Annotated in this window: 26 protein-coding genes; 9 read left to right on the top strand and 17 right to left on the bottom strand. The window is 41.7% G+C overall.

Translation table 11 applies throughout. From position 1 onward, the window contains the following. Positions 1–174: 174 nt before the first annotated feature. The 15 genes from ACESNQ_RS04295 to nrdR all read right to left on the bottom strand — a co-directional run bounded on the left by ACESNQ_RS04295 (position 175) and on the right by nrdR (position 20014). A complete protein-coding gene (locus ACESNQ_RS04295; protein ID WP_373075271.1) occupies positions 175–3750 on the bottom strand; it encodes an SIALI-17 repeat-containing surface protein in 3576 nt (1191 codons plus the stop codon). A gap of 350 nt (positions 3751–4100) precedes the next feature. Next, positions 4101–5084, bottom strand: coding sequence for an acetylxylan esterase (locus ACESNQ_RS04300; protein WP_373075273.1), 984 nt, complete (start codon positions 5082–5084; stop codon positions 4101–4103). Positions 5085–5393: 309 nt separating this feature from the next. Beyond that, positions 5394–7409, bottom strand: a complete 2016-nt coding sequence (recG, locus tag ACESNQ_RS04305) for an ATP-dependent DNA helicase RecG (protein WP_373075275.1) — start codon at positions 7407–7409, stop codon at positions 5394–5396. A gap of 24 nt (positions 7410–7433) precedes the next feature. Continuing rightward, the gene (gene alr / locus ACESNQ_RS04310) at positions 7434–8537 is read right to left on the bottom strand and encodes an alanine racemase (protein ID WP_373075277.1); all 1104 of its coding nucleotides are present in this window, start codon (positions 8535–8537) and stop codon (positions 7434–7436) included. Then, positions 8527–8889, bottom strand: coding sequence for a holo-ACP synthase (gene acpS, locus ACESNQ_RS04315; protein ID WP_247913247.1), 363 nt, complete (start codon positions 8887–8889; stop codon positions 8527–8529). The genes alr and acpS overlap by 11 nt, the downstream gene beginning before the upstream one ends. A 45-nt stretch (positions 8890–8934) precedes the next feature. Further along, positions 8935–9966 (bottom strand): 3-deoxy-7-phosphoheptulonate synthase, encoded by a 1032-nt coding sequence (locus tag ACESNQ_RS04320; protein ID WP_373075279.1) that lies wholly within the window; start codon positions 9964–9966, stop codon positions 8935–8937. Position 9967: 1 nt separating this feature from the next. Then, positions 9968–10999: a 3-deoxy-7-phosphoheptulonate synthase gene (locus ACESNQ_RS04325; protein WP_373075281.1), complete on the bottom strand. Its 1032-nt coding sequence runs from the start codon at positions 10997–10999 to the stop codon at positions 9968–9970. Between the two features lie 80 nt (positions 11000–11079). Beyond that, positions 11080–13593 carry a preprotein translocase subunit SecA gene (gene secA, locus ACESNQ_RS04330; RefSeq protein WP_006155883.1) on the bottom strand — a complete coding sequence of 838 codons (2514 nt, stop codon included), beginning with the start codon at positions 13591–13593 and terminating at the stop codon, positions 11080–11082. Between the two features lie 179 nt (positions 13594–13772). After that, a complete protein-coding gene (locus ACESNQ_RS04335; RefSeq protein ID WP_373075283.1) occupies positions 13773–14366 on the bottom strand; it encodes a LemA family protein in 594 nt (197 codons plus the stop codon). Positions 14367–14404: 38 nt separating this feature from the next. Next, complete coding sequence (locus ACESNQ_RS04340) at positions 14405–15247, bottom strand: TPM domain-containing protein (RefSeq protein ID WP_373075285.1); 843 nt, start codon at positions 15245–15247, stop codon at positions 14405–14407. A 192-nt stretch (positions 15248–15439) separates the two neighbouring features. Next, on the bottom strand, positions 15440–16750 hold the full coding sequence (gene der / locus ACESNQ_RS04345) for a ribosome biogenesis GTPase Der (protein ID WP_004250788.1): 1311 nt from the start codon (positions 16748–16750) through the stop codon (positions 15440–15442). A 13-nt stretch (positions 16751–16763) separates the two neighbouring features. Then, positions 16764–17477 (bottom strand): nitroreductase family protein, encoded by a 714-nt coding sequence (locus ACESNQ_RS04350; protein ID WP_006153056.1) that lies wholly within the window; start codon positions 17475–17477, stop codon positions 16764–16766. After that, positions 17474–18370, bottom strand: coding sequence for a primosomal protein DnaI (gene dnaI / locus ACESNQ_RS04355; RefSeq protein WP_281137485.1), 897 nt, complete (start codon positions 18368–18370; stop codon positions 17474–17476). Before dnaI ends, ACESNQ_RS04350 begins: the two co-directional genes overlap by 4 nt. Further along, complete coding sequence (locus ACESNQ_RS04360; RefSeq protein WP_373075288.1) at positions 18371–19540, bottom strand: replication initiation and membrane attachment family protein; 1170 nt, start codon at positions 19538–19540, stop codon at positions 18371–18373. It abuts the gene before it with no gap. After that, positions 19541–20014, bottom strand: coding sequence for a transcriptional regulator NrdR (gene nrdR, locus ACESNQ_RS04365; RefSeq protein WP_004250782.1), 474 nt, complete (start codon positions 20012–20014; stop codon positions 19541–19543). It abuts the gene before it with no gap. Between the two features lie 142 nt (positions 20015–20156). Between nrdR and ACESNQ_RS04370 the strand changes: the two genes are divergently transcribed. Genes ACESNQ_RS04370 through ACESNQ_RS04380 form a run of 3 tightly spaced genes read left to right on the top strand, consistent with a single transcriptional unit; the run spans position 20157 to position 21968 of the window. After that, entirely contained in the window at positions 20157–20522 is a 366-nt protein-coding gene (locus ACESNQ_RS04370) for a GntR family transcriptional regulator (protein WP_314944351.1), read from the top strand. Positions 20523–20525: 3 nt separating this feature from the next. Next, positions 20526–21221: an ABC transporter ATP-binding protein gene (locus tag ACESNQ_RS04375; RefSeq protein ID WP_371500385.1), complete on the top strand. Its 696-nt coding sequence runs from the start codon at positions 20526–20528 to the stop codon at positions 21219–21221. Between the two features lie 15 nt (positions 21222–21236). Continuing rightward, entirely contained in the window at positions 21237–21968 is a 732-nt protein-coding gene (locus ACESNQ_RS04380) for a hypothetical protein (protein ID WP_373075291.1), read from the top strand. A gap of 69 nt (positions 21969–22037) precedes the next feature. Here the strand turns inward: ACESNQ_RS04380 and ACESNQ_RS04385 are convergent, their stop codons facing one another. Both ACESNQ_RS04385 and ACESNQ_RS04390 read right to left on the bottom strand, forming a co-directional pair. After that, on the bottom strand, positions 22038–22733 hold the full coding sequence (locus ACESNQ_RS04385) for an LrgB family protein (protein ID WP_373075293.1): 696 nt from the start codon (positions 22731–22733) through the stop codon (positions 22038–22040). Continuing rightward, positions 22730–23104 carry a CidA/LrgA family protein gene (locus tag ACESNQ_RS04390; protein WP_004250774.1) on the bottom strand — a complete coding sequence of 125 codons (375 nt, stop codon included), beginning with the start codon at positions 23102–23104 and terminating at the stop codon, positions 22730–22732. Before ACESNQ_RS04390 ends, ACESNQ_RS04385 begins: the two co-directional genes overlap by 4 nt. Positions 23105–23285: 181 nt before the next feature. Between ACESNQ_RS04390 and ACESNQ_RS04395 the strand changes: the two genes are divergently transcribed. The 6 genes from ACESNQ_RS04395 to queE all read left to right on the top strand — a co-directional run bounded on the left by ACESNQ_RS04395 (position 23286) and on the right by queE (position 26318). Then, positions 23286–23666: a MarR family transcriptional regulator gene (locus tag ACESNQ_RS04395; RefSeq protein ID WP_373075295.1), complete on the top strand. Its 381-nt coding sequence runs from the start codon at positions 23286–23288 to the stop codon at positions 23664–23666. A gap of 93 nt (positions 23667–23759) precedes the next feature. After that, a complete protein-coding gene (locus tag ACESNQ_RS04400; protein ID WP_373075297.1) occupies positions 23760–23981 on the top strand; it encodes a DUF4649 family protein in 222 nt (73 codons plus the stop codon). A gap of 14 nt (positions 23982–23995) precedes the next feature. Then, positions 23996–24310 (top strand): thioredoxin, encoded by a 315-nt coding sequence (gene trxA, locus ACESNQ_RS04405; protein ID WP_001029581.1) that lies wholly within the window; start codon positions 23996–23998, stop codon positions 24308–24310. A 202-nt stretch (positions 24311–24512) separates the two neighbouring features. After that, on the top strand, positions 24513–25166 hold the full coding sequence (queC, locus tag ACESNQ_RS04410; protein WP_004250769.1) for a 7-cyano-7-deazaguanine synthase QueC: 654 nt from the start codon (positions 24513–24515) through the stop codon (positions 25164–25166). Continuing rightward, positions 25166–25609, top strand: a complete 444-nt coding sequence (gene queD / locus ACESNQ_RS04415; RefSeq protein WP_000464566.1) for a 6-carboxytetrahydropterin synthase QueD — start codon at positions 25166–25168, stop codon at positions 25607–25609. Before queC ends, queD begins: the two co-directional genes overlap by 1 nt. Then, on the top strand, positions 25602–26318 hold the full coding sequence (queE, locus tag ACESNQ_RS04420; protein ID WP_373075300.1) for a 7-carboxy-7-deazaguanine synthase QueE: 717 nt from the start codon (positions 25602–25604) through the stop codon (positions 26316–26318). Before queD ends, queE begins: the two co-directional genes overlap by 8 nt. The last annotated feature ends 16 nt before the right edge of the window (positions 26319–26334 follow it).

Here is a 26334-nt window from a genome sequence, read left to right on the forward strand (position 1 = left end):
CTGAAAGTAGTTTCAGGGGAGAAATACCCGAGTTTGAATCGCCTTCCATCCGCTTATTCCCACTAGAATCTTAGCTTTCTACAAATAAAGAGCCTGTAACGAATGAACGTTACAGACCCTTCTAATATAAGTCTAAACCTTTTTTATAGAGACTTTTTAGATTCAATGTTGCCATTAATCTTCTTTTTTCTTAGTCATTCCAAACAAGCCGAGAAGCATTCCAACCATTCCCACAGATACTAGAGGAGTTGAAACCTCACTTCCTGTTGCAGGGAGAGTTGGTTGTGGTGGTTGAGCTGCTGGAGCTTGATATGTCTTGTCTTGTTGTGCTACTAAAGTGACAAGCGGTTTTTCTTCAACCTTATATTCCGGAAGTTCGTTTTTGGCTGCTTCGACTGCATTTACTCCGCCTGTGAATTCTGGAAGTTCATGCTTAAGGGCTTGAACGGCATTTACTCCACCTGTGAATTCTGGAAGCTCATTTTTGAGCGCTTCAACTGCGTTTACTCCGCCTGTGAATTCTGGAAGCTCATTCTTGAGCGCTTCAACTGCGTTTACTCCGCCTGTGAATTCTGGAAACTCATTCTTGAGCGCTTCAACCGCGTTTACTCCGCCTGTGAATTCTGGAAGCTCATGAACTGCAGCTTCGACTGCATTGACACCACCTTCGAATTCTGGGACTTCTACTGTTGGTGCTGCCTCATCACCTACTGTTGCGCTAGGAACAGAGTGTTCAGGAAGCTCAGATTCAGATGATGCTTCACCATTTACGTCACCTTTAAACTCAGGGACTTCTACTGTTGGTGCTGCTTCGTCACCTACTGTTCCAATAGATTCTGTGTACTCAGGAAGTTCTGTTACAGTTGCTTCGTCACCATTGACACCACCTTCGAATTCTGGGACTTCCACTGTTGGTGCTGCTTCGTCACCTACTGTTCCAATAGGTTCAGTGTACTCAGGAAGTTCTGCTACAGCTGCTTCGTCACCATTGACACCACCTTCGAATTCTGGGACTTCATGGATTGCCGGTTCGTCACCGTTAAAACCATTCGTAAGTTTAGTACCTACCACAGATACTGGCAAGTTATGCATACTTTCAATTGCACCCGCTTCAATAGCTTTAACTTTTTGACCGATATCTTCAGGAGCTATTGTAAATAGGAGAGTCTTAGTATCATACTGAGTCATGAAGGTTGCAGTCTTACCATTAGCTAGTTTGAGAGTTGGAGCTTGATTTACCAAGACTTCTGAATCAAATTCCATAGCAATAATGCCTGGCCATTTTTCCATAGCCGATGTAACTTTCACTTCTTTAGAAGCAAGTCTCTCTTTAGTTAGATAATCCCAGTTGAATTTCTTGAAGGATAGAGTATAAGGATTGCCACCAGCTTCATGATGTTCATACAAGAGACCAAATTCTTTTGGTCCAATTTGTTGAAGTGAGTTATAAGCGTACTCACCTTCTTGAATCAAATGATGGTGCAACCAAGTCAACTCGCCATCTTCTTCTACGCGAGCCACTCGAATGTAGCCATTCTTACGACCTGGTCCATTAGCATTTGCTAAAAGGATATACTCTTTACCATCTTGAACCGTATGAGTCGCCGCCATTTGAACATAAACATCGGGTACATCATAGCGTGCTACATAGTTGTCCCATGTAATACCACCATCATTACTTGTCGCAACTTGCAAATCACCAGTCAAACCACGCATAAAGAGTTTTAACTGACCATTGTTCAACTGAACAACAGAAGCTTCTGTATTTTGAGCGTAGTAATTTTTCATGTTGCTTGAATCAATTACTGTGCCATCATAAAGTGTACGATTGTCATTGACACCGCCACCCATATGCCAAGTCTTCCCATGGTCATCTGAATAGATGATACGAGATGATTGAGAACCGTCGAGGTGGTTGGTTCTGTTTGTCGTATAGACAGGGACAACAATCCGACCTTTATGAGGTCCATTCTGGAGGGTAATTCCCACTCCAGGTCCTACACCTAAGAATTTCATCCAATCAGCTTTGACCATTGGAGTAATATCTTGTGGCGCAGACCAAGTCTTACCATCATCATCACTGTAAGACATCCATAGGTAGCTGTCTTTAGCAATTCTAAATGGAGAAGTTTTATTACTTGTAAAGTAGATATTTCCTAGTAGCTGCTCACCTTGATAAAGATCGCCTTTATCACTATAAGCAGGTTTGACAGGATTTACAACAACACGGTAATCCGTTGCCTGACCATCTGGTGTGTAGACAACACCATTTTCACGAATCGTATAGGCTCCATTTTCTCCTTCACGGTATAGAATTTGATACGTTTTTCCATCAATTTCCTTATAGGCAACTTCTCTTTCAGAAGACATTCCGAAGATTCCTTTACCTTCTGGGAACATATCGTAAACCGAGAAGATTCGTTTAGTTTCCGTATCTTGGACCAGAACCATATCGATGTTTACTGGTGAACCAATGTTTGGATCCTTGGCTTTTGGATTGTCACGTAGATTCGTAAGAGTGATGCGATCACCCCATGTTTGGCCCTTGTCTTCACTTCGTTTAACGACCATACCAATATCACCCCAGTCATAGTGGTGTAAGCGGCGTTCGTCAGCACCAGCAATCAAAGTTCCTTTGTCAGTCTTAAGGAGGGCTGGAATACGATAGCTATTAATACCATCTGGATTTGACTGCCCATTTGTACCCGCTGTAAAGACATCTGTTTTTTTAGAAATTTCAGCCCCTTCTGGAAGTTCTTGCTTCAAGTCTCCTCTTTCAAATAATTGACTTCGTGTTCGAACTTCATCTTGTGTTAAGGCACGGTCGTAGACCGTTAGATTACGAACTTGTAGATTTGAGCCCCAAACTGTCTTACTTCCTCGTTTGGTTGCTCCGATTTGAACGTGGTTAACATCTGGCATATCTTTGATGAATTTCCCAGATTTTAGACTTGTTCTAGACAAGACACCATTTACATATAGACGAACTCTTCCAGTAGGGACTTCAGTTGTTGGTTTTTCCACAGTAAAGGTAACTGAATTCCACTGATCTGAGCGAACCTTTAATGGCGCATCGGTGTATTTATCATAGAATTGCGCACCATTTGCATCACGGCCTTCGATAAGGGCTGTATTATCAAAGACTGACATGGTGAAGTACTCATTTTCCTTGGTATCACTTGATACAGAGAAAAGATTGTAAAAACGTGGTGCCGATGCATCTGGTTTGAACTCCATATGCACTGTTGCATCTTGAAGTTTCTTTAGTTTCTCTAAGTCACTTGTAAGATCATCTCGCTGATTATTTTCAGCATTGGTTGTAACGTCATTTTTTTCTACGACAGTGTTGACATTTTCCAATTCTCTTGAGTAATAATCACGAGCGATAGCTTCTTGTTTCTCAGTTTCTTCTGTCTTATCAGTTTCAGCTGCTGGAGTTTCAGTTTCTGTTGGGTTTTCAGAACCTGGATTTGCTTGCAGCTCCTCACGGTTTACCTCAGTTCCTTTATCTGTCGCTCCTGCCAACTTATCAGCAAGTTCCTTATCTATGTTAGCCAGATTTCCTGATTCTACTTCTTTTGGCAATTCTGGCAAAGCTTGTCCAGCTGTTTCACCACTGGTTGCTGGAGCTTCTTGAGCTAAAACTGGTGACGCACCAAAAACAACTGCCCCAATGACTACTGATGCAGCTCCTACTGTAAACTTTCTAATTCCAAAACGTTGTTTCCGTTCAAAATCTCTCTGTGTCATATATTTCCTTCCATTTTTCACAAAAATAAAGCGCTTTCTTTTTTGCTTAAAAATTTTAGCCCCTAGGACTTTGAGCAAGAAAGAAACTGTATTGTTGATGGGTTTTTCCCATTCTTTTCATCTGAATTTCTGTTGCATTTTTATACTTTATATCCTAAAGCAAGCAACAATTTTACTCCTTTCAAATTGATACTACATTTATTATATAATAAATATTCTAAATAATAGCCTTAATAAACTATAATAGAATTTACTTTCAGATATATTTCTATGTTTCAAACTTTTTGAAACTACTTTCTTTAATCTCCCAAAAAGAAAGCCCTGTTTTAGCAGGGCCCTTTTTCATTTTTTTAATGACCTACATAGGTAAAGGGAATCTCACTACCACACAACCAGTTGTAAACCTTGTCATTGACATGGACATTCATAGCCTCGTGAGCATATTCTGGCATGAGACGATAGCTCTTTTCACAAGTCAAACGATTGTAAATAGCGAACTGGGTGATTGGATAGCAGACATCATCATCAAGCCCTGTAATCATTCTCACCTCACCTTTAATGCGATGGGCAAGGTTTTTCACATCGATATAGCCAAGTGTCTCCATGATCTGTTCTTCTGTCTCATGGAAAGGATCATGAAACTTAAAGTAACGAAAAAGCTCATCATAAGCTTCGCTGGTATTGCCAATTTCTAGCACTCGTCTAAAGTCTGACAAGAATGGATAGATGGCAACTGTTCGCTTGATACGTGGATTGAGACCAGCAGCCACTAAAGCCAAGGCTCCACCTTGAGAAGCTCCATAACTAGCCAACTGTTCCTCATCTATTTGAGGGAAGCTAGCTACAATCTCAATCAATTGATAAATATCAAGATAAACATCCTTATAGAAGAGTTGCTCTTTTCCTTCTACTGCACCACGGATGATTTGCCCCTTAACTGTATTTCCGAGAGGCGAACGCAAGCCATCTTGTGAGTAACCAGATTGCCCACGAACATCCATCGATACAACCCCATAACCAGCGACGGTAAAAGCTAGCATATCTGTCCAATCCCAACAACGTCCCATATAGCCATGGAAGTGGAAAATAACTGGTACTTTCTCTTCTGATTTTGGTAAGACCACACGCGCATAGACAAGGCCATCACGTGTACCTTTAAAGGTTAACTCATAGCAATTAACATTTGGAATATGAAAATCACGTTCCTCTAGTTGGTAATCTGGCAAGACCGAAACCTTGTCAATCTCACCATCCCAAAAAGCATCAAAATCTTGAGGTACTTCATCTCTTCCTTTATATGTTTTCATTTCTTCTACTAATGCTGGATTTCTCATAGAACACTCCTTTATTTTGTAACCGTTATCATAACTGTAGCACATATGAGGAAGCAATGCAAGAAAGAAAGGGAAACGGAAAGTGGATTTAATGTCCAACCCCAGCAAGAATCCCTCTGAAAGTAGTTTTAAAAAATAAAAAAGAGCGATTTCGCTCTTTTCTTAGTATTTAGGAGAAGGTTGAGTTTCCTTTTGAAATGTCTTTTGGTAATTTACTTTAATAGTCATGAGAGAGTCCTCGTTTCTTTTGGATGACTCTAGTATAGATACTCACCCTAAAAGCAAACTTAACATTATCTTAGAAAAAGCTTAATCCAGATATTCTTTCTTCTCTAGATTTAAGGCAATCATGTGCCACTCTGGATCCTCTCGCCAATTTGGGAGGGAGCTGATATAGCTAGCTACCTTTCTAGCTTCCTCAAGGATTGGGAAGTCTTCGATGATATCAGCCACATGGAACTCTGGTAGACCTGACTGTTTAGTTCCAAAAATTTCACCAGAACCTCGCATTTTCAAATCTTCTTCTGCAAGGACAAAACCATTGGTCGTTTCTGTCATGATACGCATGCGGTCTTTCCCAGAGTCAGTTTTTGGATTGGCCACTAGAACTGCATAGGACTGCTTGTCTCCACGACCGACACGACCTCTGAGCTGATGGAGCTGACTAAGTCCGAAACGGTCAGAATCCATGATAATCATGACTGTCGCATTTGGCACATTTACCCCAACTTCGATAACTGTTGTAGAGACCAGGATATCTGTCTTTCTCTCTTTGAAATCCTGCATAATCTGGTCTTTTTCATCACTCTTCATCTTCCCATGTAAGAGAGCAACTTTTGCTTTTCCTTCAAAATGAGTTGTTAACTCTTCTGACAGAGCAATAGCATTTTTAAGATCCAAAGCTTCAGATTCTTCAATCAAAGGAGAGATAACATAGACTTGGGAGCCTTTCTGAATCTCACCCTCCAACCAAGTCAAGACCTGTGATAATTGCTCATGCTTGATCCAGCGAGTTACGATGGGTTTACGCCCTGCTGGCATCTGGTCAATAATAGAGACATCCATGTCCCCAAAGGCAGTGATGGCTAAGGTCCGAGGTATGGGAGTTGCCGTCATCATGAGGACATCTGGATTTTCACCTTTTTCCCGTAAAATACGCCTTTGCCCTACACCAAAGCGGTGTTGCTCATCGATGATAATCAAGCCGAGTCGAGCATAGTCCACGCCGTCTTGTATAAGAGCATGGGTTCCGATAATCACATCGGCTTCCCCTTTGGCAATGGTTTCCAAGACCTTGCGTTTTTCTGCAGCTTTCAATGAACCTGTCAGGAGAGCTAATTTCAAATCAGGAAAGAGACTCTCTAGACTTTCAAAATGCTGCTCTGCAAGAATTTCTGTTGGAACCATGAGGGCAGCCTGATACTCTGCCGTTACAGCTGCATACATAGCAAGACCTGCAACCACTGTCTTCCCACTTCCTACATCCCCTTGTAAGAGTCGATTCATGTGATGGTCCGACTTCATATCTGTTAGAATTTCTTGCAGGCTCTTTTCTTGGGCTTGGGTCAAGGCAAAAGGCAATTTCTCTTTAACTGCAGTTAATGTTTTCTGAGACCAGTTCAAGACCAGACCACTTCCATGAACCTTATTTTCAGACTTGAGGGTCTGTAATTGCATTTGGAAATAAAAGAGTTCCTCAAATTTGATTCGACGGAGAGCCTGTTTGTATTCTGCCAAATCTTTAGGGAAGTGCATGGCACGAACAGCCTGACTACGGGGCATGAGTTTGTATTTATCTAGCAAGGACTGGGGGATGTTTTCTTCTATCAAGAGGTCCAGTCCTTGATCAAAGGCTGTCTTGATGACTTTAACAAGTCCTGCTTGACTGACGCCTTGCGCTAGGCGATAGACAGGCTGGAGGTCATCCTCTACTTGGGCTAAAACCTTCATTCCTGTGAGACTAGCCTTAGCACGATCCCACTTGCCAAAGACAGCCAAGGTTGCTCCTAGCTCAATCTTGTCAGCAAGATAGGGTTGATTAAAGAAATTAACCGCAAACACAACCTCTCCCTGCTTGAGGCTAAAACGTAGGCGATTACGCTTAAAACCATAATACTGAACACTAGCTGGCGTCACTACCTGACCAGATAGGACCGCCTTCTCACCATCTTCTAACTCTAGCACCTGCTTGGTCTTAAAATCTTCATAACGGAAAGGAAAGTAAAGCAAGAGGTCTTGCAGGTTTTCAATTCCTAGTTTGGTATATTTCTCTGCAGATTTTGGTCCCACGCCAGGCAAGACATGCAAGGGTTGATGTAAATTCATGCTCCTCTCCTTTCCTTCTGTTTCTTAATGATATTCTCTCGGAACTCGATCACTGAGGAGACAAACTACCTCATAATTAATCGTTCCTCGGTAGACTGCTACATCTGTTGCAGTAATTTCTTTATCACCGTCTGAGCCAATCAAAGTTACCTTGGTACCCAATGGGTAAATCTTAGGCAAGCGAACCGTGATTTGGTCCATAGATACTCGCCCTACAATAGGGCACAATTGTCCATCAACCAGAACTAAGAAATTCTGCATATCTCGTGTCCAACCATCCGCATAACCGATTGGCAAAGTAGCAATGACTTGCTCACTGTCTGCCTGATAAGTCGCTCCGTAGCCCATACAAGCCCCAGCTGGAACTGTTTTGACATGAATAATAGCAGTTTCTAAGGTCAAAGCTGGTTTTAGTTCATAAGGCAACTCCAAAACTTGTCCGCTTGGATTGAGACCATACATAGAATCTCCCATACGAACTGCATTAAAAATCGTTTCCGCATGCCATAGAGTAGTCGCAGAGTTACTCGCATGAACCAATTCTGGTACTTCTTGCAAGCCTGCGATTATTTCCTTGAAACATTCCAACTGTTGATTAAAGTAGCTGTCTGACTCTTCATCTGCAGTTGCAAAGTGGGTAAAGATTCCCTCGACAGAAGCACCATGTCCCTTGAGTAAAGTTTGGGCTTGTTCGGCCTCACTGGCACTTCTAAAACCAATTCGTCCCATGCCTGAGTCGATCTTAAGGTGAACGGTTAAACCAGCTAAGTCTGACTCAGCAGCAAGGAGATTCTCAATCCATTCCAATCCTGCCACTGTCAAGGTAATATCAAAATCCTTAGCCAATGAAAAAGATTCAACTTCAGATACTCCCAAAATAAGAATTTTCTTAGCGATACCTGCCTGACGGAGTTCGATGGCTTCATCAATATTTGACACACAAAAGCCATCTACATCATCCTGGATAGCTCTTGCAACAGCTATCGCTCCATGTCCATAAGCATTGGCTTTCACAACCGCCCATTTGAGGGTGTCTTTAGGAATATGTGCTCCCATCTGTTGGATATTGTAGCGGATTGCTTCTAGATTAATAAGGGCCTTGGTTGGTCTATGTGGACTAGTTTTCATGATTTTCCTCCAAAATAACACTAGCTGTCACAAACTGTTCTGTATGGCTAATCGATAACCAAACATTTCCTGAAAATGGGGATTTGCTGAAGTAGGGAGCTCCCTTCTCATTGTTCAAGACTTCCAAATCCTGAAAGCCTAACTTCCCAATTCCCGTTCCCATAGCCTTTGAGAAAGCCTCTTTAGCTGACCAACGACCAGCCAAATACTCGACCTGTCTGCGACCTTTGAGACTAGCAAAGCGCTCCATTTCCTTGTCTGTCAAGACACGCTGCGCAAAGCCTTCTCTTTTTTCAACTGCATTTTGTATAGAAGCTAATTCTTCAATATCGATTCCGTGTCCAACTATCATTTTCATCAAAAGGAGTTGAGATTCCCCCAACTCCATCCTTTTCACTTATTTTGTTAAGGTAGAATAGATTTCTTCTACTAAAGCTACTGTGTTTTCCCAGCCCAAACATGGGTCTGTAATGGAACGGCCAAAGATTTCTGGCTGATTTTGGCGCCCATCTGCTAAGTAAGACTCGATCATGAAGCCTCGAATTGTCTTCTTAATCTTTTCATTCCAGGCACGGTTGAGAAGAGTTTGGCGAACAATTCGAACTTGCTCCATATATTGTTTCCCTGAATTATCATGGTTGGTATCAATCATGATAAAGGGATTTTCGAGCCCCATAGACTCGTAACGACCAATGGCATTTAAGAGGGTTTCATAGTAGAAGTTAGGTTCATTTTTCCCGTATTCATTCATAGCTCCACGAAGGATGACGTGAGCCAAAGGATTTCCTGAAGTTTCAACTTCTTGACCATGAAAGAGAAAGGTTTGTTTGTTTTGTGCAGCATAGATGGCATTAAACATCACAGATAGGTTTCCAGATGTTGGGTTCTTCATTCCCACTGGTGCATCGATTCCTGAAGCTACAAAACGGTGTTCTTGATCTTCTACTGAACGCGCACCCACTGCATGATAACTCACCAAGTCATCAACCAAGACGAGATTGGCTGGATAAAGCATTTCATCTGCTGTAGTCAATCCAGTTTCTGTAATTACCCGATAATGAAGCTGACGAACAGCTTGTAAACCATTGATCAAGCTTGGAGCTTTAGAAGTATCTGGCTGATGAACCAAACCCTTATATCCATCTCCATTGGTACGTGGTTTGGCCGTGTAAACACGCATAACCATGAAAATCTTATCTGCCACTTTTTTCTGCAAGTCTGCCAAACGGCGAGCATACTCAAGGACTGCTTCTTCATTATCAGACGAACAAGGCCCAATGACCAAAAGGATACGATCATCCTTACCTGAAAGGATATCTGCTAATTCTTGATCACGATTTTCCTTATGTTGCAAGGTTTCTGCAGATAGCCGTGTTTCCGCCTTAATCGCTTCAATATCGATTTCTTGACCTTTCTCGATAAATGCCATATTATTCTCCTAGTCTTTGGTAGATTTCGCGAACAAGAGCTTCCGTATTTTCCCATCCTAGACATGGATCCGTGATAGATTTGCCAAATACCTCCGGTTCGTTTTGGCGACCGTCTTCTAGATAAGACTCAATCATGAAACCACGAACATATTTTTTAATCTTTTCATTCCAATCACGGTTAATCAAAGTTTGACGAACGATACGAATCTGCTCCATATACTGTTTACCTGAGTTATCATGGTTGGTATCAATAATGATGAATGGATTTTCAAGTCCCATCTTTTCATACTGAGCAATAGTATCCATCAAATTATCGTAGTAGTAGTTAGGAATGTTTTTCCCGTACTCGTTAAGAGCTCCACGGAGAATAGCATGCGATAGAGGATTTCCAGTAGTTTCGACTTCTTTCCCTAGGAAAAGGAAACTTTGCTTGTTTTGAGCTGCATAAATACCGTTGAACATGACATTGAGATTTCCAGAGGTTGGATTTTTAAAACCTGTCGCAAAATCTGCTCCACTAGCTACAAAACGGTGTTGTTGATCTTCGACTGAACGAGCCCCAACTGCCATATAAGAAATCAAATCATCTACCAAGGGAAGGTTCTCTGGGTACAACATCTCATCAGCTGTTGTCATTCCTGATTCAGAAATAACACGGTAGTGCAAATGACGAACTGCCTTGATCCCATTGATGAGGCTAGGTGCTTCTTTGGCATTTGGTTGGTGAATCAAGCCCTTATAGCCGTCACCATTAGTACGTGGTTTAGCAGTATAGACACGCATGACCATAAAGACACGGTCTTTGACTTCTTCCTGAAGTTTTGCCAAACGCTTAGCATATTCGAGAACTGCTTCTTCATTGTCAGATGAACAAGGACCGATTACCAACAAAATACGTTGGTCTTCCCCACGAATAATTGCTTCAAGCTCTTGATCACGTTGGAGTTTGTTCGCAAGTACTTGTCCTTCTAGTTTAGACAAACTACGAACTTCATCGATATTAATTTTAGGGCTTTTTGCTGTAAATACCATTATCCATCTCCTTATAAAGCAAACGGACGCCAAGCGAAAATTCACTTTTCACTAGGCATCCGCCTGAAAATTAGTCATTCTTAACGTCGTTTACCGTGACAGTTTTTAAATTTCTTACCAGATCCACATGGGCACAAGTCATTACGTTTTACTTGACTGAGGTCCAAATCAGCTGGAAGATCTTTCTGTTGCGCAGCAATATTTCGAGTTGCTGTCGTACTGATATGATGCTCAGTTTGTGGTCGTTCTTGTTCATGAATTTGTGCTTTCATCATCAAGCGAGTCACATCAAACTCAATCGAACCAATCATATCATTAAACATACGGAAGCCTTCCGCTTGATATTCCACGACAGGGTTGTTTTGAGCATAACCACGAAGACCAACTGCATTTCTCAACTGATCAAGGGCATCGATATGGTCAGTCCACTTGTTATCTACAACACGTAGAATCAAGACTTTTTGGAATTCTTTCACAGCTTCTTCATCACGAAGTTTCGCAACTTGGCTATCGTAGACTTTCAATGCACGTTGGTATAGTTCATCCTTGATAGCTTGGTCTGACAAACCTTCTAGGTCTGAAAGTGAAATCGAATCTTCTGGGAGCAAGTTGTACTTGGCAAAGTTCAAGATTGCTTCAAGTTTTTCATCTTGTTTAGAACGAGCATGCCCATCGACAATTCGTCCAATCGTACGGCGAATCATAGCGTGAATTTCAGGAGCCAAGTCACGTTCTGCAGTGATAACATCATAGCGTTGTGCGTAGATGATCTCACGTTGTTCACGCATAACGTCATCATATTGGAGGACTTGTTTACGAGTATCGTAGTTATTTCCTTCAACACGTTTTTGCGCTGCTTCGACCTGACGTGTCAACATACGAGATTCGATGGCTTCGTCAGACATATTCAGACGTTCAAAGACACCTTTCAAACGTTCTGAACCGAAACGCTTCATCAAATCATCTTCGAGTGACAAGTAGAACTGTGACTCACCTGGATCACCTTGACGACCTGAACGTCCACGAAGCTGGTTATCGATACGACGGCTCTCATGACGTTCTGTACCGATGACACAAAGACCACCAAGTTCACGAACCCCTTCACCAAGCTTAATATCAGTACCACGACCAGCCATGTTGGTTGCGATTGTAATCGCACCACGTTGACCAGCGTTCATGATGATTTGCGCTTCTCTATAGTGGTTTTTAGCATTCAATACTTCGTGAGGTACGCCTGCTTCAACCAATTTCTTAGAAAGAAAATCACTGGTTTCAACGGCAACAGTACCTACCAAGACAGGTTGACCTTTTTGGTAACGCGCCTTAACATCTTCTACTACAGCCTTGAATTTTGCATCGAGGCTAGCGTAGAGAAGGTCTGAATGGTCGATACGTTGGATTGGACGGTTAGTAGGAATTGGAATAACACGGATATTGTAGATTTCGCGGAATTCTTCTTCTTCTGTTTTACCAGTACCTGTCATACCTGCCAATTTTTTATACATACGGAAAAGGTTTTGGTAGGTAATCGATGCTGATGTCTTAGTCTCATCTTGGATTGGCACACCTTCTTTAGCTTCAATCGCTTGGTGCAAACCATCAGAGTAACGACGACCTTCCATGGTACGACCTGTAAATTGGTCGACAATCAAGATTTCTTGTTCTTCGCTGACCACATAGTCAATATCAAGAATCATGATGTAGTTGGCACGAAGGGCGTTGTCAATAAAGTGAGTCAAAGCCACATTTTCGATATCATAAAGATTTTCTAGCTTGAAGAAACTTTCGGCCTTGTCAATACCTGAATCAGACAAACCGATTGTCTTAGACTGAATATCAATGATATAGTCATCTTTATCCAAAGACTTCACAAAGTGGTCAGCCATGTGGTAAAGTTGGCTTGTTTCAACTGCATTAGCTCCTGAAACGATCAATGGTGTACGAGCCTCGTCGATCAAGATAGAGTCAACCTCATCGACCAAGGCATAGTTAAGTGGGCGTTGAACCATGTTCTCCGCACGAACAACCATGTTATCACGAAGATAGTCGAAACCAATTTCTGAGTTTGTTGAATACGTAATGTCACAGAGATAAGCTTCTTTTTTCTCCATTGGAGATTTTGCAGCCAAGTTGATCCCTACTGACAAACCAAGCCATGAGTACAACTCACCCATCTCAGTCGCGTCACGTTCTGTAAGGTATTCGTTGACGGTAACTACGTGAACCCCTTTGCCTGCAAGGGCATTAAGGTATACAGGCATTGTCGCTGTCAAGGTCTTCCCTTCACCGGTACGCATTTCTGGAACGTCACCATGGTGAAGAACGATACCACCCATAACCTGAACCTTGTATGGGAAAAGTCCAAGAATACGCTTAGCTCCCTCACGTACAACCGCAAAGGCTTCGTACAAGAGTTGATCAAGCGTTTCACCATTTTGATAACGTTGCTTAAATTCTTCTGTCTTAGCTTGCAACTGCTCGTCTGTCAAAGCAGCCATTTCATCTTCGTATTTGAGGACTTTATCAGCCATTTTTTCTAAGCGGCGAAGTTCCCCTTTATCATTTTCGATGATTGTTTTTAATAAATTTGCCATTTTTTTCCTTACTTTAAATTCTGAATATTTTAGAATGTTCTTTTTATTGTAGCATATTTGACCAACTTTTTCAAGAAAGAATCCATGTTTATACAAGATAAAAAAGGCTCATTTAGAGCCTTTTGTTGTAAATGATCAAACAATTGCTAATCATCAATTTTCTTTTAGAAATTTCAAGCCTATTCTTTGGTTGTAGAATTGCCAAAATCAACCTTTGGAGCTGTCTTAGCTTCTTCGCTTTCTTTAAAGGTTTCTGCCTCTTTAAAGTTCATCATGTTAGCGAAAAGAACTGTTGGGAAGCTTCTTAATTTTTGATTGTATTCTGTTGCCGCTTTGTTGTAATCCTTGCGGGCTACAAAGATACGATTTTCACTTCCAGACAACTCCGTCATCAGTTGTTCCACATTTTGATTGCTCTTGAGCTCTGGATAATTTTCTGTTAGCGAGATCAATCGTGAAATAGCGGAACTCAACTCTCCTTGAGCTTCCTGATTTTCTGTGGATGTAACTGAACTATTTCCAATCTTAGCTCTTGCTTCTGCAATCCTAGTGAAAACCTCTGTCTCATGGTTCATTTGTCCCTTAACAGACTCTACCAGATTTCCAATCAAGTCAGAACGACGTTGAAGAGCTGTCGCTACATCGGCTTGCGCTTGTTCGACCTTGGTTTGTTCAGAGACAAGTCCGTTATAAGTGCCTACTACTGAGCAACCGCCAAGCAAGATAATAGCCAGCAAAATGCTCAACACATAAATGATTCCTTTATTTTTCATATCTAAACCTACTTATTTTCTTAAATTTTATACGAGCATCACCAATCATCGGATGAACCACCGCCATCGAAGCCACCACCGTCCCAGCTACTAGAAGAGTCTGAGCCTGAATCTGACCAAGAAGAACCTGAGTCGGATGAGTCACTAAACCACCATCCTCCGTCAGAGGAATCTCCTCCTCGGCCACCGCCGCCTCCTCTAATAATGGCTATAAATACGATAATGAAATAAATGATTATCCCGACTCCGAACACATTGTCCATAGGGTCACTGTTCTTACGATGACTAGACGAGCTACTATTGCGACTCGATTTTTTGCCACTGATACTTTCAGAATAACGTTTGATATCAGAGGAGTCATCATCAGACGAGAAGGTCCCACTTCCTCTATAAAACTGATTGTCCAATCCTTTGGCAATCGCTAGAATTCCTTTACCATAGTCACCAGTTTTGAAATCTGTACGGCTGGCTGCCAAGATCTGCTTGGTTTGATAGTCCGTTATTCTAATGGCGGTGTTATTACTGGTTTCAATTCTTGATTTACGGTCTTGAACAGCTACTACAATGAGACTTCCAAAATTATCTCCTGAATAGCCAATCTTCCAAGCCCTGGCAGTTTCATTAGCCACCGTTTCAATGCTTTCTCCTTCCAGACTATCTACGATATAGACACCTATTTGGAGCTTTTCTGCCTTTTGACTATTGGCTTCATTCAAATCACGAATCTGAGTAACTACTTCCTCTGTCAAATAATGATTTGGGTCATAGATACCATAGTCTGGTTTTTCAGGTGCAGTAAATGCTGATAGGAAGAAAAATGCCATCAGCAATCCAAGTAGACGCACCAAGAAAGGATTCTTTAACAATCTATCTTTTTTCATAATAACCTCCTTATGCAAGGAAAATTGTTTAGAGCATTATAGCATTTTGAATCTTACAAAGAAAGTACATTTCCATTACAAAACCGTGACAAGGACCAGGAAAATGATGTTAATTTGATGACAAATTTAGTCCTACGCTCTTGATATCCTCTACAAAAAAGAAGGTCTGAGAACCTTCTTCTTTTCATCATTTTATTTCCGTTTTCTTGCAATCAGATGGATTGGTGTTCCTTCAAAGACAAAGGCCTTGCGGATTTGATTTTCCAAGAAACGCAAGTAAGAGAAGTGCATTAATTCTTCTTCGTTTACAAAGATAACAAAGGTCGGTGGTTTAGTTGCCACTTGAGTCGCATAAAAAATCTTAAGGCGTTTCCCTTTGTCTGTCGGTGTTGGGTTGATAGCAATAGCATCCATAATCACATCATTCAAGACAGCTGATGGGATACGTGTATTTTGACTCTCGCTGATTTGCTTAATCATCTCTGGGAGTTTGTGAAGACGTTGCTTGGTCAAAGCCGAAACAAAGATAATCGGTGCGTAAGGCAAGTATTGGAACTGCTCACGGATATCCTCTTCCCAGTTTTTCATAGTATGATTATCTTTTTCAAGTGTATCCCACTTGTTAACCACGATGATCATCCCTTTACCAGCCTCGTGAGCAAATCCAGCGATACGTTTGTCGTACTCACGGATACCCTCTTCGGCATTGAGCACCATCAAAACTACATCTGAACGGTCAATAGCACGCATGGCACGCATAACTGAGTATTTCTCTGTATTTTCATAGACTTTACCAGACTTACGCATACCTGCCGTATCTATCATGGTAAACTCTTGACCGTCAGCATCTGTAAAATGCGTATCAATGGCATCACGAGTTGTACCAGCTACAGGACTGGCAATGACGCGGTCTTCTCCCAAAATGGCATTAATCAAGCTAGATTTTCCGACATTTGGGCGACCAATCAAGCTGAATTTAATGACATCTGGATTTTCATCTTCGACTTCGTGTGGGAGATTTTCGACGATAGCGTCCAATACATCCCCTGTACCAATCCCGTGTACAGATGAAATTGGCAATGGTTCACCCAAGCCTAGTGCATAAAAATCATAGATATCATTTCGCATCTCTGGATTGTCCACCTTGTTGACTGCAAGGATGACCGGTTTATGAGTCTTATAGAGTTTACGAGCTACGTATTCGTCTGCATCTGTGATTCCTTCTTTTCCAGAAACGACAAAGACGATGACGTCTGCCTCTTCCATGGCAATCTCTGCTTGGTGCTTAATTTGTTCCATAAATGGAGCATCAACATCGTCAATCCCTCCAGTATCAATCATACTGAAAGAACGGTTGAGCCACTCACCAGTAGCATAGATACGGTCCCGTGTCACTCCTTCGACATCTTCTACGATTGAGATGCGTTCCCCTGCAATACGGTTAAACAGGGTTGATTTCCCAACATTGGGACGTCCTACGATGGCAACAGTTGGTAAGGCCATGTTTTCTCACTTTCTACAATAAGTTCTTTTGTTCAAGATTTTCTCTAGTTGAGCTTGGTTCAGGCTGACCGAATTGCTCTGCAAGACGTTGACTCCAAGTGGTCGTCGCACGAGCTCCTGCATATTCAGTCTGCACACGATCATAGGCTTCAATAGCCTCAGTTGTTTGTTCTTGGTATTCTTCCTCAAAAACAACATTCTCTAGTGGCAATCTTGGTTTTACATCATGTTTTTGGTTCGGCACACCAAGTGCAATCCCAAAAACTGGGTAGGTATAGTCAGGAAGCTTGAACAATTCTGCTAATTCAACAGATTTGTAACGCACCAAACCGATGATTACTCCACCATAGCCAAGGCTTTCTGCCGCAAGCAAGGTATTCTGTCCAGCCAAGGCTGCGTCTACAGAAGTAATGAGGAGTCCTTCCACCCCTTGAGGTTGGAAAGTATCGGTATGGAGACGAGCCCCTTTTTCTGCACGGTTTAAATCTCCTACAAAGAGGAGGAAGGCGGCAGACTGACGAATCGCTTCCTGAGGAACCAGCTCAAAAAGAGCATCTTTCTTTTCTTGACTTCTGACTAGAATCACAGAATAAGATTGGAAATTTTTCCAAGAAGAAGCCATTTGGGCAGCTGATAAAATCTCATTCAAGTCCTCTTGAGGGATCGCTTCTTCTTTAAATCTGCGAACCGAGGTATGAGATTTCATTAAGGTGATTGTTTCACTCATCGGCGATTTTCTCCTTCTAGTCGTGTTTCTTCTGCTAAATAGCGGATACGCTCCATAACGCGTCTAGCTTCCCATGTTTCATCGTTTCCGTTCTTGCCTTTAGCAAAATGTTTTTCCAAATCTTCAAAATTGAAATTTGAGGTAAAGAAGGTTGGCAAATCTTCCTGCATACGATATTGGAGAATGACTTGTAAGACTTCATCACGCACCCAAGGCGTTGATTGCTCCGCACCAATATCATCCAAAATCAAGACTTCAGCTTGCTTGATTTCATCCACCAAATTCTTAACATTCCCATCACCGATAGCATTTTTGACATCAATGACAAAGCTAGGATAGTGAAGAAGGGTTGATGAAACACCACGTTTTTCTGACAAATCATGAGCTAGGGCAGCTACCATAAAGCTCTTCCCAACACCAAAGTCTCCATAGAGATAGAGACCTTTACGGACTTCTGGATATTGCTCAACAAAGGTAAAGAGCTTTTCAAAAACTGGCAAACGTCCCAAATCATCCAAATCAACTTGAGCCAAACTAGCTTTTTTAAGACTAGCTGGAAGATTAATCAGTCTGAGACGGTTCTTGATAGCCGCTTCTTTCTCAGCCGCAATCAGTTCCGGAGTTTCCTCATAGGATACATCTGCGTAACCATGATTCATAACTAGAATGGGCTTATAGCCACGCGCGATATAGTCAGTATCTCCGCGAAGAAACTTATCTCGCTCGGTGATGTATTGGTTAAACTTAGAGATACTACGATTCAATTCCTCTTGACTGAGAGATTCCTTCTGGATAAAAGCCGCAACATCAGGATCTTTTACAATCTGCTGAACCAGGTCCTGATATTGAAAACGGCTGGGATGATCTTTAAGTACATCTCCTACACTTTCCATCTAGTCTCCTCCTTTTCCTAATCGATCTAACATTTCTTTTTTCTTACGTTCTAACTCCAAGCGAGTTTCTTCGCTAGTTTCATTTTTATATTCTGGATTACTCCATTTTGGGACATTGCTTTTGGCTTGGCTTGGCTTCGCTGATTTTTGTTCCTGCCCCTTTTGATTTTTCTCTCTGATTCGAAGTACAGCTTCCTCAGCAGAACGAATCTTGTTATAAGAGTAATCATTAGCCACTTTCATGGCATATTTTTCATTGAGATTGGCCGAATCAACCTTATTGAAGGTCAAAAGTATAACAACATTAATGACTTCATCAAGCAAGCCCAAGTCCGCCATCTGTTTTAACAAATCGCGTTCGGCTTGGATAATTCCAGCATTTAGGGTTTGTTTGATCCCCGCTAAAAATTGCAGGGCAGTTTTACTTTTAGCTTCTCGGATAATGGTCGCTTCTTGGGGACTAAAGTCCGATGCAACAGACTCTTGCGCTAATTTTTCACGCATGCGCTTGACAGAAATAACTTGTGAAACAGCTGTTCCTTTAGCTAGTTGATAGGTTTCAAACCAGGTCCATTTTTTCTCATCAGCAATTTTAAATAACTCCAAGACATCTGACTGTTCATCTTGGAAACGGAGTTTATCTCTCGCCATGAGCTGACGAAAATGCTCCAAATCAAAATCATTTTTATAATCAGCTTTTACTGGTGTCTCATCATGACTAGCCAATTCTTCTATCTCTGGAAAGGCCTGACTCAAAGGAACAGTCAAAGGCTCTCCGCCTGCCTGCTCTTGGCGCAAATCAGAAACTGCTGGCTCACCAATTTTTTTCTCCAATAAGGTACGATAAACCGTATGACGCAAGAAATCCGAGCTAGAAAGCGTTGGATGAATAGCAAGTTCATAGCCGTCACCCTTTTGATAGAGGGTAACCAAATTGAAGGCTGATAAGATTTTAAAAGCCTTTAACAGCCTATCCATCCCAAAATTGAGATGATTGAGGATAGCTGCAAACAGGTGTTCTTTTTGGCCATTATCCCAAAAAGCTAAGGTATAAAGGTAAAGACTCAGCGCATCCTGACCGATAATCGGGAGGTAGCACTGCACCAAAGTTGTGGGATCTTGCGACACCCGATTATTCTTTAGAAAAGAAAAACGATCATTAGGCTTCATTTATTTTTCCTTTTTCTTCTTTGAAGATTGCGTAATTTGTTTGAGAAGATTTTCGAGCTCACTCACGTCTTTAAAGCTACGATAGACGCTGGCGAAACGAACATAAGTGATTTCATCCAGTTCAGCCAATTCTTCCATGACAAGAGAACCAATATCTTCACTTTGAATTTCATTATCATTGCGACTGAGGAGTTTTTGTTCGATACGATTGACCACCATGCCAATCTCATCACTAGACACCGGACGTTTTTGAGCCGAACGAATAATCCCGTTAAAGATTTTATCTCTTGAAAATTGCTCCCGTGTGCCATCCTTTTTGACTACAACCAGCGTTCTTTCTTCTACACGTTCATAGGTCGTAAAACGATGCTGACATTCTTCACACTCACGTCTTCTTCTAATCGTATTTCCTTCTTCAGCCTGACGGCTATCGATAACACTTGATTTAGTAGCGCCACATTTTGGACAACGCATGCCTTCCCCTCCTTGTCGTTTTCTTTTCATTATACCATTTTTTAAGCAATTCCCAAAATAATTCTCCTTTTGGCTTGACAAGTTTTTTGTTTAGTTGTATTATTTAAGTGATACAAAAAGAAATTGTTGAAAGGAGACCGTGATGCCCTGGACATTTGATAACAACAAACCCATTTATTTGCAGATAATGGATAAGATCAAACTGCAAATCGTTTCTCATAAACTAGAACCCAACCAACAACTGCCAACTGTCAGAGAACTGGCTAGCGAGGCTGGCGTCAATCCTAATACCATCCAACGTGCCCTATCAGACCTAGAAAGAGAAGGCTTCGTTTACACCAAGCGGACTGCAGGGCGTTTTGTCACCGAGGATTTGGACCTAATCCTCCAATCCCGGAAGCAACTTTCTGAAGAACAGTTGCAACAGTTTGTAACAGGCATGGTAGAATTTGGCTATAAAAAAGAAGAACTACCTACTGTTTTAAGAGATTATATTGAAGGAGTTTAGACTATGACCTTGTTAACGTTTGAAAATGTTTCAAAATTCTATGGAGCAAGCCCTGCTCTTCAAAATGTTTCCCTTGAAATCCCGGCAGGGAAGATTGTGGGTCTCCTCGGCCCAAACGGTTCCGGAAAAACAACCCTGATTAAACTAATCAACGGTTTACTCCAACCAGAGCAAGGGCGTATCCTCATCAATGGCATGGAACCAAGCCCAGCAACTAAGGCTATCGTTTCTTATCTACCTGATACGACCTATCTCAACGAGCAAATGAAGGTCAAAGAAGCTCTTACTTTTTTCAAGACCTTCTATAAAGATTTCAATCTGGATCGTGCTCAAGGTCTTCTTCGTGACCTTGGTATCGATGAGAATAGCCGTTTCAAGAAACTCTCAAAAGGGAACAAAGAAAAAGTTCAGTTGATTCTTGTCATGAGTCGTGATGCTCGTCTATACGTCCTTGACGAACCAATCGGTGGTGTCGATCCCGCAGCTCGTGACTACATCTTGAACACCATCATCAACAACTACTCTCCAACTTCGACTGTCTTGATTTCAACTCACTTGATTTCGGACATCGAACCAATCTTGGATGAGATTATCTTCCTCAAGGACGGAAAAGTCGTCCGTCAAGGAAATGTGGATGATATTCGTTACGAGTCAGGTGAATCAATTGACCAGCTCTTCCGTCACGAATTCAAAGCCTAGATAAAGGAGATTATTATGTTTTGGAATTTAGTTCGTTATGAATTTAAAAATGTCAACAAATGGTTTTTAGCCCTCTATGCTGCTGTGCTCTCCCTCTCTGTCATCATAGGAATTCAGGGCAGCACCCTCTCAAGCACCTATTATCAAGACAAGGGCGTTGTCATGTTAGTCTTTCTATCTCTGGTTTTTGGGGGTCTGGTTATTACTTTGGGTATCTCAACCTTGATTTTGATTATTCAACGATTTAAAGGAAGCGTTTATGATCGTCGTGGCTATCTAACCCTCACCCTTCCAGTATCTGAGCACCAGATTCTCTCCTCTAAACTCCTTGGAGCCTTTGTTTGGTCTTTGGCAAGTACAGTAGTATTTCTTTTGAGTCTTTACATTATCATTGCTATGATTCAACCAGACGCCTTCATATCCAACGTTGCCGAGTTTATTCTCAAAAATTATCAAGATGATTTCTGGTTAGCCTTGATTTCCTATATTTTTAACACTCTTGCAAGTATCCTTTGTATCTACTTTTCTATCTCTATCGGTCAACTCTTTAATGAATACCGTACAGCTCTTGCGGCTGTCGCCTACATCGCTATCCAAATTGTTCTTGGCTTTGTCACCCTCAATCTTCGCATCGATTTCGACTACAATTGGGTATTATCCTTTGAAATTTTCAAAGACTTAATCCTTAGCGTCGGCTTCTATCTTGGTACCTACTATATTTTAAAGAACAAAGTAAACTTACAATAATGAATGAAGCCCCTAGCAAATAAAGCTAGGGGCTTCTTTTTACACAAAGAAATATAACATTCTTATTTTTTAACTCAATATCAAACCTGCTACGATGGGACTTACAAATACATAGAGAATACCGGTGACACCGATGGCTAGTCCTCCCATAGCACCTGCAACTGGTCCATAGCTAAAAGCTGTTCCAGTCCCAACTGCGTGACCAGTTCCTCCAAGAGCAAGACCAACAGCTACTGGGTCGTCAATCTTGAGCCATTTTAAAAGTGTTGGTCCAATAACGCTAGTCAAAATGCCAGTTGCTACCACAACTACCAAGGTGATCGTCGCTATCCCTTGTAGCTTATCCGTTATTCCAACAGCCATGGCCGTCGTTACAGACTTTGGGAAAAGCGAAATCGCCAAGAAGAAATCCATACCGAAAAATTTTGCAACTAAAGCTGTAAAAACTGTATTTACAACAACAGCAAGGAAACTGCTGAGTAGAATACTTCTAACATGGTGTTTCATGAGGTGAAAACTCTTATAAAGAGGAATTCCTAAAGCTACTGTTGAGGGAACAATCAAGTTATTGAGGTAGACCCCACCTTGATAATAGGCAACATAAGAAATACCAGTCAGTTTTAGAAAAATAATGATAAATAAAGTTGCTAGCAGCAAGGGAGTGGTCAGAGGATGAGGGTACCGTCTAAAGATAATCATGCCTCCAAGATAAGCCAAAATAGACAAGGCTATCCCAAAAAGTGGATTGGATACAAATTCGCTCATTTGGCACCTCTTTCTTCGTAATCACCTTCATAACGCTTTTTGATAAACTGAACTACAAGCGCAATCAAGATAATATTGATAACTGCTGCAAAAAAGACAATCAAGACAATGGGCAATAAATAAGGAGCAATCACATCAAATTTCTCCATAATCCCAACTGCAGGAGGCAAAAATAGAATAGTCATATTAGCTAGGAGAAAATTCCCAACCATGTTGACATGACGTACCCGCAACCACTTGAACTGCAAGGCTAAAAATAAAATAATCAAACCGATAATGCTTCCAGGAATAGGCAAATGGAAAAAGCTAGAGATTCCTTCACCGATTAGAGAAATCACAAAGAGAATCATTAACTGAACATATAACTTCATCGAATACTCCAAAAATAGACTTTCTGCATACCAGTTTACTCCTTTTTCAGAAAATTTCAAGGAAATACACAAGAAACATCCTTCTTGCTATCTCATGGAAAAAGTTGTATACTAATTGCGTGCGCAAGCATCTTAGATATATAAAGCTATTTATAACTATTATAGAGGAAAGGAGATTAACATGACTTACTTAGAAAAATGGTTCGACTTCAACCGCCGACAAGTAGAGCTAGAAGCTATTTTAGAGCAAACGATTGCTGATCAGAGCGACCAAAATCTAACGCTCAAAGAATTCTATCTCTTGCACTTTTTACATCAGGCTCAAGAAAAATCTTTGAGACAGATTGACCTGCCTGACAAACTCCATCTGAGCCCAAGTGCTGTCTCACGGATGGTAGCACGCCTAGAAGCCAAAAACTGTGCTTTACTGAGTCGGAGATGTTGCGACCAAGACAAGCGAGCTAGTTTTATCTGCCTCACTAAGGAGGGCCAGACCACTCTTGCCTATTTACAAAAAGCTGTTGAAGAAAGCCTAGCTACAAAAGCAGACTGGTTGTTCTAAATTTTTCAAAAAACTTGCGTGCGCAATCAATTTTCTTGACATTCCTTTTTCCAAGGAGTAAAATGAAGACATGATTTAGCAAAGGAGAATCCTATGATTGAAATCACTTATTTAGACGCCAGCAAGCAACAGAGAACAATGACCTTCGATTCATACGAAGAATTTGAACGTTCTCAACATGCCTGCCTGATTGGTGTCGCCGACTATTACCCTGTCCAAAAACTAACCTACAATGGTCATGTTCTGGACTACCATGGGACTTATGGAGATGTTTTCTTCTATCTCATGAAACAAGATTTAAGCCAATATAATTAAAAAGGAGAAATACTATGGCAAAAGCAATTACAGATGCAACATTTGAACAAGAAACTAAAGACGGATTGGTCTTGGTAGACTTCTGGGCTACTTGGTGTGGTCCATGTCGTATGCAAGGTCCAATCTTGGACAAATTGTCTGAAGAACTTTCAGAAGATGTCTTGAAGATCGTTAAAATGGACGTTGACGAAAATCCGAATACAGCTCGTGCATTCGGCATTATGTCTATCCCTACTCTTCTCTTCAAGAAAGATGGACAAGTTGTTAAACAAGTGGCAGGTGTCCACACTGCTGAACAAATCAAAGCTATCGTTGCTGAATTGAGTTAATCAAAGGAGAGACCAAATGCATTTATTTGGTCTCTTTTTTCTTGCCCTTTGCCATTTTTCAAAAAATATGCTAGACTGTAATTAGAATATTACGATGTTTGGGACATGCCATCGCTAAAAAAAACCTCTACTTGGTATTTTTTAGCTCCCTCTGGGGAGCTTTTTGCGTGCTCTGAACATTTCCCATTTTGGAAGGAGTACTATGAAACGTCAATCAGCCTTGGTCGTCTTTAGTGGCGGTCAAGATTCAACAACCTGCCTTTTCTGGGCCAAGCAACACTATGAAAGGGTCGAAGCCGTTACCTTTGCCTACGGTCAACGCCACCATTTAGAAATTCAAGTGGCCAAAGAAATCGCTGAGGAACAAGGAATTCGTCATCATATCCTAGATATGTCTCTGCTAGGACAAATTACTGAAAATGCCTTGACTTCAGATTTAGAAATTGAGCAAAAAGAAGGAGAGGTTCCTAATACCTTCGTTGACGGCCGCAATCATCTCTTTCTGTCCTTTGCGGCAGTCCTTGCCAAACAGCGTGGAATTACGGATATCGTGACAGGAGTGTGCGAAACAGACTTCTCAGGTTATCCTGACTGTCGGGATGTCTTTGTCAAATCACTCAATGTCACGCTCAACCTTGCCATGGATTACGACTTTGTGATCCAAACGCCTCTCATGTGGCTAGACAAGGCTGAAACTTGGGAATTAGCTGACCAACTTGGTGCCTTTGACTACGTTCGTGAGAAGACCTTGACCTGCTACAATGGGATTATCGGTACTGGTTGTGGAGATTGTCCTGCCTGCCATCTACGCCAACATGGTTTAGAGGTTTATCTCTCTCAGAAAGGAGAAGCCTGATGTTTTTTGCCCCCAAAGAAATCAAACAAGAAACTGGGGAATCTCTTGTCTACAATCCTCACAGAACCTTAGTCTCAAAAGAATTTACCTTCGATGCTGCCCACCACCTCTTTCACTATGAAGGAAAATGCAAATCCCTACACGGTCACACCTATCATCTGCAAATCGCTGTCAGTGGATTTTTAGATGATAGAGGTATGACCTACGATTTCGGAGACATCAAAGCTATCTACAAGGACTACTTAGAGCCCCACTTGGATCATCGCTATCTCAATGAAACCCTGCCCTACATGAATACGACTGCTGAAAATATGGTTTACTGGATTTTCCAAACCATGAGCCAAGAGCTGCCAGACGAGCGCGGTCTCCGTTTGGAATATGTTCGCCTCTATGAAACTCCGACTGCCTTTGCAGAGTTTAGACGGGAGTGGTTAGATGACTAAGGAACGTGTCCTCAAACTACCAGTTCTAGAAATTTTTGGGCCTACCTTTCAAGGTGAAGGTCGTGCTATCGGCCAGAAAACCATGTTTGTCCGCACTGCTGGTTGCGACTACCACTGCGACTGGTGCGATTCTGCCTTTACTTGGGACGGTTCTGAAAAACCAACTCGTATGACAGCTGATGAAGTAATCGCTGAGTTAGACAAACTAGGAAGCTACGACTATGTCACCCTATCTGGGGGAAATCCTGCTATCCTAGCAGCCAATATGGCTCAACTGGTCACCAAACTCAAGGAACGTGGGGTCACTCTGGCTGTTGAGACCCAGGGATCCCGCTGGCAAAATTGGTTAAAAGATATCGACCAAGTCACTCTGAGTCCTAAGCCTCCTTCCTCCAAGATGGAAGTCAACTTTGAGACCTTGGACTTTATCGTTTCACAACTAGACCCAGACAAAGTAACCTTTAAAATCCCTGTCTTTGATGATGCAGATCTAGCCTTCGCCAAAAATATTCAAGAACGCTACCAACCAGATGTCCTCTTCTTATCGGCGGGAAATCCTGAGCCCAAGGCTACAGGCAATATTGTCCAAGACCAACTGGACCGCCTCAAAGAACTCTGGGAACATGTCGCTGCCGACGATAGCTGGGGCAATGTCCGCGTCCTTCCTCAACTCCATACCCTCCTCTACGACAACCAACGTGGTGTTTAAGATTAGAAAGAAAAAA

Source organism: Streptococcus infantis (assembly GCF_964243025.1).
GTDB classification, from domain to species: Bacteria; Bacillota; Bacilli; order Lactobacillales; family Streptococcaceae; genus Streptococcus; species Streptococcus infantis_N.

Excerpts from the sequence above, each read along its gene's own strand:
- ACESNQ_RS04295 (WP_373075271.1), bottom strand. The coding sequence starts at position 3,750 with ATGACACAGAGAGATTTTGAACGGAAACAACGTTTTGGAATTAGAAAG.
- ACESNQ_RS04300 (WP_373075273.1), bottom strand. The coding sequence starts at position 5,084 with ATGAGAAATCCAGCATTAGTAGAAGAAATGAAAACATATAAAGGAAGA.
- recG (WP_373075275.1), bottom strand. The coding sequence starts at position 7,409 with ATGAATTTACATCAACCCTTGCATGTCTTGCCTGGCGTGGGACCAAAA.
- alr (WP_373075277.1), bottom strand. The coding sequence starts at position 8,537 with ATGAAAACTAGTCCACATAGACCAACCAAGGCCCTTATTAATCTAGAA.
- acpS (WP_247913247.1), bottom strand. The coding sequence starts at position 8,889 with ATGATAGTTGGACACGGAATCGATATTGAAGAATTAGCTTCTATACAA.
- ACESNQ_RS04320 (WP_373075279.1), bottom strand. The coding sequence starts at position 9,966 with ATGGCATTTATCGAGAAAGGTCAAGAAATCGATATTGAAGCGATTAAG.
- ACESNQ_RS04325 (WP_373075281.1), bottom strand. The coding sequence starts at position 10,999 with ATGGTATTTACAGCAAAAAGCCCTAAAATTAATATCGATGAAGTTCGT.
- secA (WP_006155883.1), bottom strand. The coding sequence starts at position 13,593 with ATGGCAAATTTATTAAAAACAATCATCGAAAATGATAAAGGGGAACTT.
- ACESNQ_RS04335 (WP_373075283.1), bottom strand. The coding sequence starts at position 14,366 with ATGAAAAATAAAGGAATCATTTATGTGTTGAGCATTTTGCTGGCTATT.
- ACESNQ_RS04340 (WP_373075285.1), bottom strand. The coding sequence starts at position 15,247 with ATGAAAAAAGATAGATTGTTAAAGAATCCTTTCTTGGTGCGTCTACTT.
- der (WP_004250788.1), bottom strand. The coding sequence starts at position 16,750 with ATGGCCTTACCAACTGTTGCCATCGTAGGACGTCCCAATGTTGGGAAA.
- ACESNQ_RS04350 (WP_006153056.1), bottom strand. The coding sequence starts at position 17,477 with ATGAGTGAAACAATCACCTTAATGAAATCTCATACCTCGGTTCGCAGA.
- dnaI (WP_281137485.1), bottom strand. The coding sequence starts at position 18,370 with ATGGAAAGTGTAGGAGATGTACTTAAAGATCATCCCAGCCGTTTTCAA.
- ACESNQ_RS04360 (WP_373075288.1), bottom strand. The coding sequence starts at position 19,540 with ATGAAGCCTAATGATCGTTTTTCTTTTCTAAAGAATAATCGGGTGTCG.
- nrdR (WP_004250782.1), bottom strand. The coding sequence starts at position 20,014 with ATGCGTTGTCCAAAATGTGGCGCTACTAAATCAAGTGTTATCGATAGC.
- ACESNQ_RS04370 (WP_314944351.1), top strand. The coding sequence starts at position 20,157 with ATGCCCTGGACATTTGATAACAACAAACCCATTTATTTGCAGATAATG.
- ACESNQ_RS04375 (WP_371500385.1), top strand. The coding sequence starts at position 20,526 with ATGACCTTGTTAACGTTTGAAAATGTTTCAAAATTCTATGGAGCAAGC.
- ACESNQ_RS04380 (WP_373075291.1), top strand. The coding sequence starts at position 21,237 with ATGTTTTGGAATTTAGTTCGTTATGAATTTAAAAATGTCAACAAATGG.
- ACESNQ_RS04385 (WP_373075293.1), bottom strand. The coding sequence starts at position 22,733 with ATGAGCGAATTTGTATCCAATCCACTTTTTGGGATAGCCTTGTCTATT.
- ACESNQ_RS04390 (WP_004250774.1), bottom strand. The coding sequence starts at position 23,104 with ATGAAGTTATATGTTCAGTTAATGATTCTCTTTGTGATTTCTCTAATC.
- ACESNQ_RS04395 (WP_373075295.1), top strand. The coding sequence starts at position 23,286 with ATGACTTACTTAGAAAAATGGTTCGACTTCAACCGCCGACAAGTAGAG.
- ACESNQ_RS04400 (WP_373075297.1), top strand. The coding sequence starts at position 23,760 with ATGATTGAAATCACTTATTTAGACGCCAGCAAGCAACAGAGAACAATG.
- trxA (WP_001029581.1), top strand. The coding sequence starts at position 23,996 with ATGGCAAAAGCAATTACAGATGCAACATTTGAACAAGAAACTAAAGAC.
- queC (WP_004250769.1), top strand. The coding sequence starts at position 24,513 with ATGAAACGTCAATCAGCCTTGGTCGTCTTTAGTGGCGGTCAAGATTCA.
- queD (WP_000464566.1), top strand. The coding sequence starts at position 25,166 with ATGTTTTTTGCCCCCAAAGAAATCAAACAAGAAACTGGGGAATCTCTT.
- queE (WP_373075300.1), top strand. The coding sequence starts at position 25,602 with ATGACTAAGGAACGTGTCCTCAAACTACCAGTTCTAGAAATTTTTGGG.